The 14099-nt window shown below is 42.3% G+C and carries 13 protein-coding genes; all 13 read left to right on the top strand.

Features of this window, described 5'->3' with window-relative positions; all coding sequences use genetic code 11:
* Window positions 1-7: 7 nt before the first annotated feature.
* The 13 genes from fliM (at window position 8) to ACFQ0C_RS25205 (ending at window position 14091) form a co-directional block, all read left to right on the top strand.
* Entirely contained in the window at window positions 8-1009 is a 1002-nt protein-coding gene (fliM, locus tag ACFQ0C_RS25265; protein ID WP_171651616.1) for a flagellar motor switch protein FliM, read from the top strand.
* The gene (fliY, locus tag ACFQ0C_RS25260; RefSeq protein WP_379370691.1) at window positions 999-2306 is read left to right on the top strand and encodes a flagellar motor switch phosphatase FliY; all 1308 of its coding nucleotides are present in this window, start codon (window positions 999-1001) and stop codon (window positions 2304-2306) included. The genes fliM and fliY overlap by 11 nt, the downstream gene beginning before the upstream one ends.
* Window positions 2307-2332: 26 nt before the next feature.
* Window positions 2333-2695: a response regulator gene (locus tag ACFQ0C_RS25255; RefSeq protein ID WP_258212407.1), complete on the top strand. Its 363-nt coding sequence runs from the start codon at window positions 2333-2335 to the stop codon at window positions 2693-2695.
* A 46-nt stretch (window positions 2696-2741) separates the two neighbouring features.
* Window positions 2742-3392: a flagellar biosynthetic protein FliO gene (locus ACFQ0C_RS25250; protein WP_379370688.1), complete on the top strand. Its 651-nt coding sequence runs from the start codon at window positions 2742-2744 to the stop codon at window positions 3390-3392.
* Window positions 3393-3436: 44 nt separating this feature from the next.
* Window positions 3437-4147, top strand: coding sequence for a flagellar type III secretion system pore protein FliP (gene fliP, locus ACFQ0C_RS25245; protein WP_258212495.1), 711 nt, complete (start codon window positions 3437-3439; stop codon window positions 4145-4147).
* Window positions 4148-4226: 79 nt separating this feature from the next.
* Entirely contained in the window at window positions 4227-4496 is a 270-nt protein-coding gene (gene fliQ, locus ACFQ0C_RS25240) for a flagellar biosynthesis protein FliQ (RefSeq protein ID WP_258212405.1), read from the top strand.
* Window positions 4497-4508: 12 nt separating this feature from the next.
* Window positions 4509-5288 (top strand): flagellar biosynthetic protein FliR, encoded by a 780-nt coding sequence (gene fliR / locus ACFQ0C_RS25235; RefSeq protein WP_379370686.1) that lies wholly within the window; start codon window positions 4509-4511, stop codon window positions 5286-5288.
* A gap of 48 nt (window positions 5289-5336) precedes the next feature.
* A complete protein-coding gene (gene flhB, locus ACFQ0C_RS25230) occupies window positions 5337-6395 on the top strand; it encodes a flagellar biosynthesis protein FlhB (RefSeq protein WP_379370772.1) in 1059 nt (352 codons plus the stop codon).
* A 23-nt stretch (window positions 6396-6418) separates the two neighbouring features.
* The gene (gene flhA, locus ACFQ0C_RS25225) at window positions 6419-8452 is read left to right on the top strand and encodes a flagellar biosynthesis protein FlhA (protein ID WP_258212402.1); all 2034 of its coding nucleotides are present in this window, start codon (window positions 6419-6421) and stop codon (window positions 8450-8452) included.
* Window positions 8449-9957 (top strand): flagellar biosynthesis GTPase FlhF, encoded by a 1509-nt coding sequence (gene flhF, locus ACFQ0C_RS25220; RefSeq protein WP_379370683.1) that lies wholly within the window; start codon window positions 8449-8451, stop codon window positions 9955-9957. The genes flhA and flhF overlap by 4 nt, the downstream gene beginning before the upstream one ends.
* Window positions 9950-10825, top strand: a complete 876-nt coding sequence (locus ACFQ0C_RS25215; protein ID WP_379370681.1) for a MinD/ParA family protein — start codon at window positions 9950-9952, stop codon at window positions 10823-10825. The genes flhF and ACFQ0C_RS25215 overlap by 8 nt, the downstream gene beginning before the upstream one ends.
* A 48-nt stretch (window positions 10826-10873) precedes the next feature.
* Entirely contained in the window at window positions 10874-11983 is a 1110-nt protein-coding gene (locus ACFQ0C_RS25210; protein ID WP_379370679.1) for a protein-glutamate methylesterase/protein-glutamine glutaminase, read from the top strand.
* Between the two features lie 65 nt (window positions 11984-12048).
* Window positions 12049-14091: a chemotaxis protein CheW gene (locus tag ACFQ0C_RS25205; protein ID WP_379370677.1), complete on the top strand. Its 2043-nt coding sequence runs from the start codon at window positions 12049-12051 to the stop codon at window positions 14089-14091.
* Window positions 14092-14099: the final 8 nt, after the last annotated feature.

Raw genomic sequence — 14099 nt, 5'->3', positions numbered from 1 at the left:
TGACGAGATGGTTGATGTGCTTTCGCAAAATGAGATAGACGCCTTGTTGGCCGCGTTATCCTCCGGTGAGATGGATGCAGAGGAGCTAAAGAAGGAAGATACCCAGAAAAAAGTCAGAGCTTACGATTTTAAAAGGGCGGTTCGTTTTTCAAAGGACCATATTCGAAGCTTAACTAGAATTCATGAAAATTTCGCGCGCTATTTAACGACATATTTTTCGGCACAATTACGAACATTTGTGCAAATAAATGTGGTACAAGTCGAACAATTGCCTTATGATGAATTTATCCGCTCCATTCCAAAAATGACCATACTTAATATTTTTGAAGCAGAGCCTCTGGAAGGAAGAATGGTGCTTGAAGTTCATCCTAACGTAGCGTTCGCCATGTTGGACCGTTTGCTTGGCGGAGCAGGAACTTCACCTACCAAAATCAATGCGCTGACTGAGATTGAGACTATTGTAATGGAACGAATATTCAGCAGAGCGTTCGAGAGCCTCCAGGAAGCTTGGAAAACAGTCATTGATCTTTCTCCTCGTTTGGAAGCATTGGAAACCAATCCGCAGTTTATGCAGATTGTTTCTCCTAATGAGACGATTGCCTTAATATCCTTAAGCACTAAAATTGGGGATACGACGGGTATGATCAATTTATGTATTCCGCACGTGGTTATTGAACCAATTATGCCAAGGTTGTCTGTCCATCATTGGTTTGTATCGCAAAAGAAAACTAGCGCACCTGAAGAAGTAATGGCGCTGCAATCCAGATTACATAAGGCCAAAGTTCCTATTATAGCCGAATTAGGCGAATCCCAAATATCAATCCGAGAGTTTTTGAACCTGAATGCTGGTGATGTCATTGCATTGAACAAGCCGGTAGAAGATTTGTTGAACATCCGGATTGGAGAGAAATTGAAATATATAGGAACTCCGGGTACGAGTAGAGGAAAACTGGCTATTCAGATTACAGAGATTGTCACTGAGGAAGGAGCGGATGAGAATGACGAATAATAAAGATTATTTGTCTCAAGAAGAAATAGATGCATTATTAAGACAGTCTTCCGGTGATAGTTTTGATAACGCGAGTGGAGAGGTTCATATCGATGACTATTTATCTTCCCTGGAGCAGGACGCTCTTGGAGAGATAGGTAACATTACTTTTGGCAGTGCAGCAACAGCGTTATCCACATTGCTCGGTAAAAAAGTCGATATTACAACTCCCAAAGTTTCTGTTATTCCAAGAGAAGAATTAGTTCAAGAATTTCCTAAACCTCATGTGGCTGTTCATGTAAATTATGTAGACGGGTTTGATGGCATAAACTTGCTTGTAATTAAAACGCGTGACGCTCAAGTAATTGCCGACTTAATGATGGGTGGAGACGGTACGGGACAAAATATTGAATTGTCAGAAATTCATATTAGTGCTGTACAAGAAGCCATGAATCAAATGATGGGTTCTTCCGCAACATCGATGTCCACCATTTTTAACCGTTTTGTCAACATTTCTCCGCCTGGAATTGATATTTTAAATTTGGCTGAGGGAGAAGGGGCCAGTTCACTTCCTCCTGAGGACGTATTTATTAAAATTTCTTTCCGGTTAACAATTGGAGATTTGATTGATTCCACAATTATGCAATTGCTGCCGGTTCCTTTTGCTAAGGACATGGTATCGATATTAATGGGAGGGGGAGACGTAGTTGAGGAAACCGCGGCGGCCGCAGCACCTGCTGCTCCAACACCACCACCAGCGCCGGTTCAACAGCAGCCTGTAGCACCACCACCTATGCATGATCCATATGCACAGCCGATGTATCAGCAGCCGATGTATCTAGATCCATCTATGCAGCCACAACAACCGATGTACCAGCAACCTATGTATCCGCCACAGCAGCCGATGTATCAACAGCCTATGTATCCACCACAGCAACCGATGTATCAACAGCCTCCTGCTCCTGCGGCTTATGGTGCGGGTCCTGTAAGGGATGTTAACGTGCAGCCAGCCCAGTTCACAGGATTTAATACAACTCAATTAACCCCTGCGGAGGATACTAACCTTAATCTATTGTTAGATATACCACTTAAGGTGACAGTAGAGCTAGGTAGAACACATAAGGTAATTAAGGATATACTTGAGCTTTCGCAAGGTTCCATTATCGAGCTGGACAAACTTGCCGGTGAGCCGGTTGACATCCTTGTCAACAATAAGCTGATCGCTAAAGGTGAGGTCGTCGTAATCGATGAGAACTTTGGGGTACGTGTAACTGATATAGTGAACCAGTGGGATCGAATTCAAAAATTACAATACTAACTAACCCCTAGGAGGACTGTTTACCCATGGCAAACCGAATTTTGATTGTAGACGATGCAGCTTTTATGAGAATGATGATCCGAGACATTTTGACTAAAAATGGTTATGAAGTCTGTGGTGAAGCGAATGATGGCGCCCAAGCTATCGAAAAATTTAAAGAAGTGCGTCCTGATTTAATTACTATGGACATCACGATGCCCGAAATGGATGGAATTGCTGCACTAAAGGAAATCAAAAAATTAGATCCGAATGCAAAAGTTATTATGTGTTCCGCTATGGGACAGCAAGCTATGGTTATTGATGCTATTCAAGCGGGTGCCAAAGATTTTATTGTGAAGCCCTTCCAGGCAGATCGTGTTATCGAAGCTATTAAGAAAACGTTGGGATAATAACGGTAAGGGGAGAGTCTGACATAAACCGAAAGGAATGTGAAACTTGAATAGACTCGCAACCAGAATTTGTTCATTTATATTCGTGGGGATGATTCAACTAGCTGGATTCTCTATAGTTTGTTATGGGGAATCCGGCACTGCTGCGGATAAGTTTCCGAATGATGCACCTAATATGGACTATCCTGGAATAAGTACAGCTGATACTATGTGGATGGTCGTTAAAGTTATTTTTTTTCTTATTCTTATTATCGGATTGTTTTTCGTGATTATTAAGTTTCTAGCCAAAAAAAATAAATTTTTATTTGGTCGTTCTCTTCGCTCCTTAGGCGGAGTGCCGCTCGGGCCAAACAAATCCATTCAAGTCATTGAAATTGGTCATTCGCTTTATATTGTTGGAGTCGGAGACAACGTACAATTGATGGAGAAAATTGATGATGCCGAAGAAGTTGCTTATATAACGGATATGCTGACAGTCGGCAGCTCTAATACAGTCAATTTTGAGACTTTCAGCGGATGGCTGAGCAAACTGAGAAAGAAGCAGGATGACACGATTGATGTAGAAGAGTCCGATATAACGGCATCCTTTCAGCAAGTATTCCACAATAAAATGCAGCATTTGTCTGATCGCAAGAAGATGGTGGAGGAATTGTTGATGGATGACAAAAACAAAGATCGGTTGAATGATAAGCCATGAAATGGAAAGCTGGAGCTTTAACCGCATTATCCTTGTTAGCCATAATGTTCTATAGTACATATGCTTATGCGGCTGATCCGATACCTGGAATTAATATTGATATTGGTTCCTCCGGTAATACAGGTGGGGCTGCAAGTACAATCAATATCATATTGCTAATCACCATATTAAGCATATCGCCTGCAATTCTTGTTCTGATGACCAGTTTTACTCGAATTATTATTGTCCTTGGTTTTGTCAGAACATCGCTTGGAACCCAGCAAATGCCGCCCAATCAAGTGCTGATTGGATTAGCTTTGTTCCTGACCTTTTTTATAATGGCCCCTACTTTGGGTGATTTAAATCAGACGGCACTGCAGCCGTATCTCAAGGGCGAAATTACTCAAACAGCAGCATTGGATAAAGCTTCATTATCGATAAAAAGTTTCATGTTTGAGCACACAAGACAAAAGGATTTAAAACTGTTTTTGGATTATTCCAAAGCACAACCGCCAAGCGGCGTCGCGGATACACCTTTAACAGCTTTAGTTCCCGCTTATGCAATAAGTGAACTTAAGACAGCCTTTCAAATGGGATTCATGATATTCATTCCATTCTTGGTCATCGACATGGTAGTAGCAAGCACACTCATGGCAATGGGGATGATGATGCTTCCTCCCGTAATGATTTCATTGCCTTTTAAAATATTGTTGTTTATCTTGGTCGACGGGTGGTATCTTGTCGTGAGATCCTTGCTGCTAAGCTACAATACGTAAGGTCGGTGCTTACAAAGTCAGTTTTTGCCTAGTCAAAAACTCTTAGGGTACTCTGACCCAAGCAGGAGGAGAAGAAATCGTGAGTTCCGAGTTTGTCATCCATCTGGCCGGTGAGGCTGTGTATACGGTCTTGAAGGCTAGTGCTCCCATGCTGGTACTCGCTCTGCTAGTTGGATTGATCATTAGTATTTTTCAAGCAACCACTCAGATTCAAGAGCAGACCTTGGCTTTTGTTCCGAAGATTGTAGCCGTACTTCTTGCGGTATTGGCCTTTGGTCCTTGGATTCTGACAACGTTGGTTGATTTTACTTATAACCTGTTGAATAACCTTTATAAATATGTCGGCTAGGTAGTGAGTCTATTGGAATGGGTTAATCAATTTTTTCCTGGCTTCATGCTTTTCTTTTGTCGGATAACCTCCTTTTTTGTCGTAGTACCCGTCTTTTCGGCCAAAAATGTCCCGGCACATTTTAAAGTTGGGATTGCTTTTTTCGTAACATTAATGGCATACACAGTAACAGGCACAACAACTACGGTTCCGCTTGATTCTCTTTACTTACTGACGGTCATACGGGAGATACTTGTTGGTGTCTGTCTTGGTTTTATTGCTTATATGTTTTTTACTATCGTGCAGATAGCCGGTTCCTTTATTGATATACAGATAGGGTTTGGGATTGCAAATGTTATTGATCCTATGACTGGAGCATCCTCGCCTGTTATCGGTAATTTGAAGTATATGATCGCGATGCTGTTGTTTCTGTCTTTTAACGGGCATCACCTTCTGCTCAAAGCAATAATAGAAAGTTATGAATGGATTCCATTATCCAATGACATGTTCACGAGGATGTACGGTGGGCAGATTTCACAATTTTTGTTGAAAACTTTCTCAACCGTATTTGCGATTAGCTTGCAGATGGCATCTCCGGTTATCGTAGCTCTTTTTTTAACTGATATTGGACTTGGCTTGCTAACCAGGGTAGCTCCTCAATTTAATATTTTTGTTATTGGGGCGCCACTCAAAATGATCATAGGCTTCGTATTATTGATTTTGTTATTTCCAGCGTATGAGGATGTATTCAAGGATACCTTTATTTCAATGCTCGACCACTTGCAAAAGTTTTTTGGGTTATTTGCGGGTTAACCGGGAGGACTGGATGTGGAACGTATTCGTTTACAGCTAGATTTACAGATGTTTGCGGGCGAAAAAACAGAACCGGCTACTCCCAAAAAACGGCAGGAATCCAGAGAAAAGGGACAAGTTGCTAAGAGTATGGATTTGCCTGCTGCCTTTATTTTGTTTTTCGCATTCTTATCGTTCTATTTGTTCGGCGGTTATATGAAGGATCAGCTGATGAATGTGTTCCGGTCTGTATTTAACGATTATTTATTGCTTAATTTATCTATCGAAAATGTGGGCTCACTCTTCAAACAACTCGTTATTCAGAGCTTGATGCTTCTTACACCGATCCTGTTAATAACTGTAGTCACAGCTATTTTCAGTAATTATTTGCAAATAGGATTTCTAATGACTACCGATCCACTCATGATGAAATTCAATAAGCTGAATCCGATAGAAGGTGCCAAAAACATTTTCTCTATGCGGACTGTTGTAGATTTTATGAAGTCTGTACTTAAAATGTCCATTATCGGCTATGTTGTTTATTCAACGCTTTGGGCTGAGAAAAGTCATTTAATGGATCTTGCCAGACTACCTCTGGAAAATATATTTGTGTTTGCCGGATCCGTTACGTTTAAATTGGGAATCAAAATCGGACTTATTCTGATCGTACTAGCACTGTTTGATTATATGTACCAGAAATATGAGTTTGAAAAGAACCTGAGAATGTCCAAGCAGGATATTAAAGACGAATATAAGAAGACGGAAGGGGATCCGTTAATAAAAGGTAAAATCCGTGAAAAGCAGCGAAGAATGGCTATGCAGCGTATGATGCAGGAAGTTCCAAAAGCTGATGTTGTCATTACTAACCCTACGCATTTCGCTGTAGCATTGAAGTATGATTCTAAAAACATGCAGGCGCCAACGGTTCTTGCAAAGGGTACGGATTATATTGCATTAAAAATTAAACAAATTGCGAAAGAGAACAGTATTGTTACTATGGAGAACAAACCTTTAGCTCGCGCGCTTTATGCTCAAGTTGAGATTGGAGAAGCCATCCCGGCCGATATGTTCCAGGCTGTCGCTGAAGTCTTAGCCTATGTATATAAGGTAAAAGGTAAGGCTAACTAGCTTAGGAAAGGAGGACATGCGTAATGAAAGTAAAAGATCTGGTCGTACTGATAGGTGTAATTGGCATTATAATGATGATGGTTGTTCCTATACCCGTATGGCTTATAGATGTATTGCTGATCATTAATATTTCTATTGCTTTGATGATTATCCTTGTTTCCATGAATACTCAGGAAGCCTTGCAATTTTCAATATTTCCTTCCCTTTTATTAATAACCACCTTGTTTAGGCTAGCCTTAAATGTCTCGACAACTCGTAACATTTTGGCAAATGCGGATGCCGGTAATGTGGTCAAAACCTTTGGTTCTTTTGTCGCCCAGGGTAATATCGTAGTCGGTTTTGTAGTGTTTATAATCCTGGTTATTGTTCAATTTATCGTTATTACCAAAGGTTCTGAGCGCGTTGCCGAAGTGGCTGCCCGATTTACATTGGATGCTATGCCGGGTAAGCAGATGGCTATTGATGCAGACTTGAATGCAGGCTTGATTAATGAGCAGCAAGCGAAAGAGCGCCGTGAGAAAATTTCCAATGAGGCTGACTTTTATGGAGCGATGGATGGTGCCAGTAAATTCGTAAAGGGAGATGCCATTGCCGGCATTATCATCCTGATTATCAATTTATTGGGCGGACTCGTTATAGGAATGAGCATGAAGGGGATGAGTATCTCCGAAGCAGGAGAACTATACTCGATCATGACGATAGGTGATGGATTAGTTAGTCAGATTCCTGCTCTTCTAATTTCTACGGCAGCAGGCTTAATTGTTACCAGAGCTTCATCGGATGGTAATTTGGCTCATGATTTAACGAAGCAGCTTTTCTCTTATCCTAATCTCCTGTATATTGTCGCCGGTACCATTACTTTGCTGGGTATTTTTACACCTATTCACTTTTTCACTACATTCCCGATTGCTGTTCTGTTGGCTTTTGCGGCAATGAAAATGAAGCAAAATTTGGTCAAGCAGCAAGCAAAGGAAGAATTGCTGGAGGAAGAACAGCAAATTGAGGAAGTTCGAAGTCCTGAAAGTGTCATTAGTTTATTGCAGGTGGATCCCATTGAGTTTGAGTTTGGCTATGGATTGATTCCACTGGCAGACACTCAACAAGGCGGGGACTTATTAGACCGTATTATATTAATTCGTCGACAATGTGCGCTTGAGCTGGGGGTTGTCGTACCGGTAATCCGAATACGTGACAACATTCAATTGAAGCCAAATGAATATGTAATCAAAATTAAAGGTAACATGGTTGCACGCGGTGAGCTTCTATTGAATCATTACCTGGCCATGAGCCCGGGCATAGACGATGATTCAATCACAGGTATCGACACTCTGGAGCCTGCTTTCGGATTACCAGCCATGTGGATCGATGAAATAATGAAGGAACGGGCTGAATTATCCGGTTACACTGTAGTTGATCCGCCTTCTGTTGTAGCCACTCATTTAACGGAAATCATTAAGAAGCATGCTCATGAGCTGCTGGGACGTCAGGAAACAAGATCATTAATAGAGAATGTCAAAGAGAGCTATCCTGTGTTGGTGGATGATCTTATTCCGAATGTGTTATCCATTGGGGATATCCAGAAAGTGCTTGTGAAATTATTGAAAGAAAAAATATCGGTACGTGATTTGGTCACAATACTGGAGACCTTGGCGGATTATGGAACATATACCAAGGATCCTGAAATCTTGACCGAATATGTTAGACAAGCTTTATCCAGGCAAATTACACAGCAATTTGCAAGTAATGGGGATTCGCTTAAGGTGATTACCGTTGGTCCCACACTCGAGAAGAAAATTGCTGAATCCGTACAGCAATCGGATCAGGGCAGCTATCTGGCTTTAGACCCATCTTCTACGCAAATGATATACCAACGAATAACCGATCAAGTGACGAAGCTTCTTCAATCAGGCCAACAGCCAATCGTATTGACCTCACCTACGATTCGGATGTACTTAAGACAGCTTTTGGAACGGACTATGCAGGATATACCGGTTCTTTCCTACAGCGAACTCGAACCCAACGTTGAAATTCAAAGCATGGGGGTAGTTAATTTATGAGAGTGAAGCGCTACGTAGTTGATTCTATGCCAGATGCTTTACAAAAAATTCGAACTGACTTAGGAAAAGATGCGGTCATCTTAAGTACAAAAGAAATACGTTCAGGCGGCTTTATGGGGATGTTTTCCAAGAAAAAGATTGAAGTGCTCGCGGCAACGGATTCAACAGCCGCAGCAAGCTCTACAAAAGCCGCCTCATCGCCAGCACCTGCGGTGCTGCAGGAGCAAGCGCCTAAGAGCTATAATTCTTTACAGACCGCTCAGATGGCGTACTCAAGACCGAACAACAGTGCGGGAGCTGTGCTGCCCAAAAGAGTGGATGAGCCTGCACTGTCTTTTCCTGAGGTACCGGATGTCCTTATACCCAGCCCACCGCCGGTTGCCGTAAAGGTTCAAAATCATATGCCACAAGCGCAACAGGCACAACATGTACCACAAGCACAACAAACACAACAGGCACAATACGTACCACAAACACAACAGGCACAATACGTACCACAAACACAACAGGCACAATACGTACCACAAACACAACAGGCACAATACGTACCACAAACACAACAAGTACAAAACGCACAACAAGCGCCGCTTGCATCAGCATCAGCAGCGGTAGCGGTTAATACAAAGGAAGATATATTGCTCCAAGAGCTTAAGCAGATGAAAGAGTTTATGCATAAGCTTTCAGTCCAGGGCTTCCAGCAGTCTCCCATGGATCCGTCCTTGGCAACGCTGCAGCAGCGGATGCTGGATCAGGAACTAGACCCGGTTCTCGTCCAACAAGTTATTACTGAAGTGACGGAAATAGTCAATGTTGAAGGTCTGACATTGACAGACGAGCTGGCAATGAAATTAATTCGCAAGCAATTGCTTGGTCTGTTTATGGTAGGGGAATCGAAGCATATGGCCCCTGATACAAGAATAGTTCATTTTGTAGGACCAACAGGGGTAGGTAAAACAACGACGATTGCCAAGCTGGCTGCAGAGCAGGTGCTTAAATATAATCGTAAGGTCGGATTCATCACTTCCGATACTTACCGAATTGCAGCCATAGAACAGCTAAAGACGTATGCGACCATTTTAAACGTTCCGTTGGAGGTTGTTTTTTCCCCACAGGACTTGTCTAAAGCCTACGAGCAATTAAAAGATTGTGATCTTATATTTATGGATACTGCAGGCCGCAATTATCGCAACGAGATGTATGTGTCCGAATTAAATTCGCTTTTACGCTCACAGGGAAAAAGTGAAACGTTTCTTGTATTGAGCTTAACAACCAAATATAAAGACATGAAAGCAATAACGGATAACTTTACGAAATTTAAGCTGGACAAGGTATTGTTCACTAAGATGGATGAAACCGACTCATTCGGCTCCGTCGTCAATCTTGTCCATGATTTCAAGCTTCAATTATCCTATGTTACCAATGGGCAAAGTGTACCGGATGATATTACGGAATTGGCGGAACAACATATCATTGACTTGATACTGGGGGCCAGTAACAATGAATGATCAGGCACAAGGACTTCGGAATCTCATTTCAAGCCAGCAAAACCAGCAGTTGCCCAAGACGACACGAATTATTACTGTAACAAGCGGCAAGGGCGGGGTAGGCAAATCAAATTTTACTTTGAATTTTGCTCTTACCCTACAGAAGAAAGGCTTTAAGGTTCTTGTGTTTGATGCCGATATCGGCTTAGCCAATATTGATGTTTTGATGGGGATTACAGCTAAGTATAATTTGTATCACCTCCTCAAAAAAGAGAAGACGATCTGGGAAATTATTCAAACCGGTTATAATGATCTTCAATTTATCGCAGGCGGATCCGGATTTAATGATTTAATAAGGTTAACGGAGGAACAGCTCGATTATTTTGCAAATCAGGTTAATCAATTAAATGGTTCAGTTGATTTTATTATTTTCGATACTGGAGCTGGATTGTCGAAGGAAACGCTGAAATTCATTCTAGCTGCGGAAGAAACATTCGTTGTTACTACACCGGAACCAACATCCATCACAGATGCTTATGCCATTATAAAAATGGTTAACTCTATGAATGAGCCAGTCAAGTTCAAGCTTGTTGTAAATCGAGCGACGGATTGGAAGGAAGGCAAGCAAACAGCAGACAAGATCAGCATGGTAGCCAAGCAATTCCTGCAGCTTGATATTCCGACACTAGGGTTTGTTGCTGATGATAACCATGTATCCAAAGCAGTTAAAAAACAGGTTCCTTTTACAATTGAATTCCCTTCTTCTCCAGCTTCTCAGGCTATTGATAAGTTAGTGGAGGATTACATTGCCAAACAAACACCTGCTGAAAATCAAGATGGGGCGGTCAAAGGATTTTTATCGAAAATGATAAGACTTCTTAAACAGTAACAACCTCTTGTGCCAACCAAACAGACAACATGGAGGTGTTAGATCATAGTGAAACCATATGGAGTGCTCGTAGTCGATGATTCTGTTTTTATGAGAAAAATCATTACTGACCTCATTACGGAGGATCCTCAGTTTCAAGTAATTGCAACCGCAAAGAACGGTAAGGAAGCCGTAGAGCTTGTGAAAAAGCTTAAACCGAACGTGGTAACGATGGATATCGAAATGCCCGAGATGAACGGACTTGATGCTCTGAAGGCCATCATGTCTGAGCAGCCGACTCCAGTGGTCATGCTGAGCAGTTTAACACAAGATGGTGCGAGGGAAACGATAACTGCATTAGAACGAGGTGCCGTTGATTTTATCGGAAAGCCATCAGGGTCCATCTCTTTAGATCTTCACAAAGTAAAAACAGCACTACTGGAGAAGCTTCATATAGCAGTTAAAACGAATGTCAACAAGTTTCAATTAAATCCATTGGTTGCCAAACCATCACCAAGAGTAGCACCAGTCTCAGAAACCGTAGTTCAGTCGATTTCTGAAAAGCAGCAGCAATTGAAACCGTCATCACATGTAAGTCATCTTGTAGCTATCGGGACTTCGACTGGAGGGCCCAGGGCACTTCATCAAGTCATTTCGCAGATTCCTGGACATATACCAGCTCCAATCGTAATCGTTCAGCATATGCCGCCTAATTTCACCAAATCTTTGGCGCAGCGGCTGGACTCTGTATCCGAGCTGAAGGTAGTGGAAGCAGAAAATGGAATGATTCTTCAAAATGGCACTGCTTATGTAGCGCCTGGAGGTTATCATATGACTATAGCCCGGAACGGCCCAGGAATGTACAAAATTCATTTGAATCAAGAGGAGCCAAGGGGCGGTCATCGACCATCCGTTGATGTCCTTTTTGAATCGATACTTCCGCTCAAAGAATTAAAACGGCACATCGTTCTTATGACAGGAATGGGGGCGGATGGCGCTAAAGGGATGCAGGCATTAAAGCAGGCAGGGGCTGTTACTACTATCGCGGAATCAGAAGAAACCTGCATTGTATATGGGATGCCAAGAGCTGCTGTGGAGTTGGACTGCGTTATGCATGTGCTGCCTCAGCAGGAAATTGCCCGGAAGATATCCCATGCAGTCATTACGAATACGAATTGAATTTAATTTAAGTGAAGTGTAACTACTGCATTAGGGATGAACTACATTGACGGAGGTGTATGGTTTTGGAGATGAATCAATATTTATCTATGTTTATTGACGAATCCAGGGAGCATTTACAAGCTTTGAACGATAATTTGATGAGTCTTGAAAGCAGCCCTGAAGATATTAGTATCGTACATAACATTTTCCGGTCTGCGCATACGCTCAAAGGAATGTCGGCAACGATGGGCTTTGAGGATCTGGCTTCGCTAACACATGAGATGGAAAATGTTCTGGACCTGGTTCGGAATAGTAAGTTAAAAATGGATTCTTTTATTTTTGACTGTATCTTCAAAAGCTTGGATTCCCTGGAATCTATGGTTGAAGATATCATTCAAGGGGGAACGGGGAAGGCCGACGTATCCGTTATCGTTGCAGCCTTGAAATCCATCGTAACTGGCGAGTATTTAAAAGGTGGCGGAGCTGCCGGAAATGCTGCTCCTGTGAAGGGGGAAGCTTCCTCTGCTGAAGTATTGGATGAATTTCAATTATCCATTATCCAACAGTCGATTGAAGCAGGAATTAGCGTATTTTACATTGAGGTTGGGGTTCGTGAGGATTGTGTTCTTAAGGCTGCCCGTGCCTATATGGTATTCAATGTATTGGAGCAGAATGGTGAGGTTATTAAGTCGAACCCTCCTGTAGAGGATATTGAACAAGAGCGATTTGATAATGAGTTTTCTGTCTTTTTCATATCCAGTACGGATCAGGCAAGCCTCCAGAAGCAAATTTCCAGTGTATCCGAAATCGATAAAGCTATAGTTAGCGTATTGGACTCGGCCAAGCTGGATGAACTGATGAAGCCTCCAGTTATGGCTGCTCAACAAGAGATCGCAGCAGCTTCAGCAACAGCCGAGGCTGAGTCACAGGAAAAGGTAGAAGTTAAGAAGCCGGCAGCAGCAAATGCTCCAGTGGCTAACAGGACCATTCGTGTTGATATTGAACGATTGGATACGCTTATGAACCTGTTTAGCGAGCTGCTGATTGATCGGGTCCGTCTGGAACAGCTTGCCAGTGAAATTAAAAAGAGCGAGCTGACCGAAACGGTTGAACATATGACTAGAGTCAGCAGTGATCTTCAAGGAATCGTCTTGAAACTGCGCATGGTTCCAATAGACACTGTATTTAACAGATTTCCGAGAATGATTCGTGACGTAGCCAAAACCTTGGATAAAAAGGTGGATTTAATCATTACCGGTGCCGACACAGAGCTGGATAGAACCGTAGTCGATGAAATTGGCGACCCGCTTGTTCATTTGCTGAGAAATGCGGTTGATCATGGAGTTGAGCCTACAGTAGATCGAATTGCAGCTGGAAAGTCAGAAACGAGCACAATCAATTTACGGGCGTATCATAGCGGAAATCATGTGTTCATAGAAATCGAAGATGATGGACGTGGAATTAATCGTGATAATGTTCTGAGAACGGCAATTAAAAAAGGAGTCGTAACGCAGGACCAGGCTACTCGATTGTCGGATGAAGAAGTATATTTGCTGCTTTTCGCATCAGGGTTCAGTACAGCTGACAAAATTTCTGATTTATCCGGTCGTGGCGTAGGGCTGGATGTTGTAAAAACCAAGATTGAGAGCTTGGGAGGAAAAGTACAGGTTACTTCCAAACTAGGTAAAGGCTCCAAATTTTCCGTTCAATTGCCTCTGACCTTGTCCATCATTTCAGCAATGCTGATTCGTATGGGCAGTGAGAAATATGCGATTCCGCTTTCCTCTATCGTGGAGACAGCAGCTATCAAACAAGAACAGATTCGCGTCGTTCATGGCAATCTGATGGTGGATTACCGCAACAGTGTTATCCCTTTGGTTCCATTAGCCAAGCTGTTTGATGTACCAGGTGCAGCCGATGAGTTTACAGGAGAAACACAGATTGTGGTCATACGTAAAGGGGAACGACTTGCGGCCCTTGTGGTAGACGAATTTATTGGTCAACAAGAAATTGTTCTAAAGACGCTGGGTAAATATTTCACCAAATTGTTTGCTGTTTCCGGTGCAACTATTTTAGGAGACGGGCAAGTGGCGTTAATTATTGATACGAATGCACTTATTAAGTAATCTTCAGT

Source organism: Paenibacillus sp. GCM10027630, assembly GCF_042676305.1.
GTDB lineage: Bacteria > Bacillota > Bacilli > Paenibacillales > NBRC-103111 > Paenibacillus_S.
Note: the sequence above shows the minus strand (reverse complement) of the source record. Positions and strands in the feature narration are given on the sequence as shown.

Excerpts from the sequence above, each read along its gene's own strand:
- fliM (WP_171651616.1), top strand. The coding sequence starts at position 8 with ATGGTTGATGTGCTTTCGCAAAATGAGATAGACGCCTTGTTGGCCGCG.
- flhF (WP_379370683.1), top strand. The coding sequence starts at position 8,449 with ATGAGAGTGAAGCGCTACGTAGTTGATTCTATGCCAGATGCTTTACAA.
- flhB (WP_379370772.1), top strand. The coding sequence starts at position 5,337 with ATGTTTGCGGGCGAAAAAACAGAACCGGCTACTCCCAAAAAACGGCAG.
- ACFQ0C_RS25215 (WP_379370681.1), top strand. The coding sequence starts at position 9,950 with ATGAATGATCAGGCACAAGGACTTCGGAATCTCATTTCAAGCCAGCAA.
- fliP (WP_258212495.1), top strand. The coding sequence starts at position 3,437 with ATGTTCTATAGTACATATGCTTATGCGGCTGATCCGATACCTGGAATT.
- ACFQ0C_RS25255 (WP_258212407.1), top strand. The coding sequence starts at position 2,333 with ATGGCAAACCGAATTTTGATTGTAGACGATGCAGCTTTTATGAGAATG.
- fliY (WP_379370691.1), top strand. The coding sequence starts at position 999 with ATGACGAATAATAAAGATTATTTGTCTCAAGAAGAAATAGATGCATTA.
- flhA (WP_258212402.1), top strand. The coding sequence starts at position 6,419 with ATGAAAGTAAAAGATCTGGTCGTACTGATAGGTGTAATTGGCATTATA.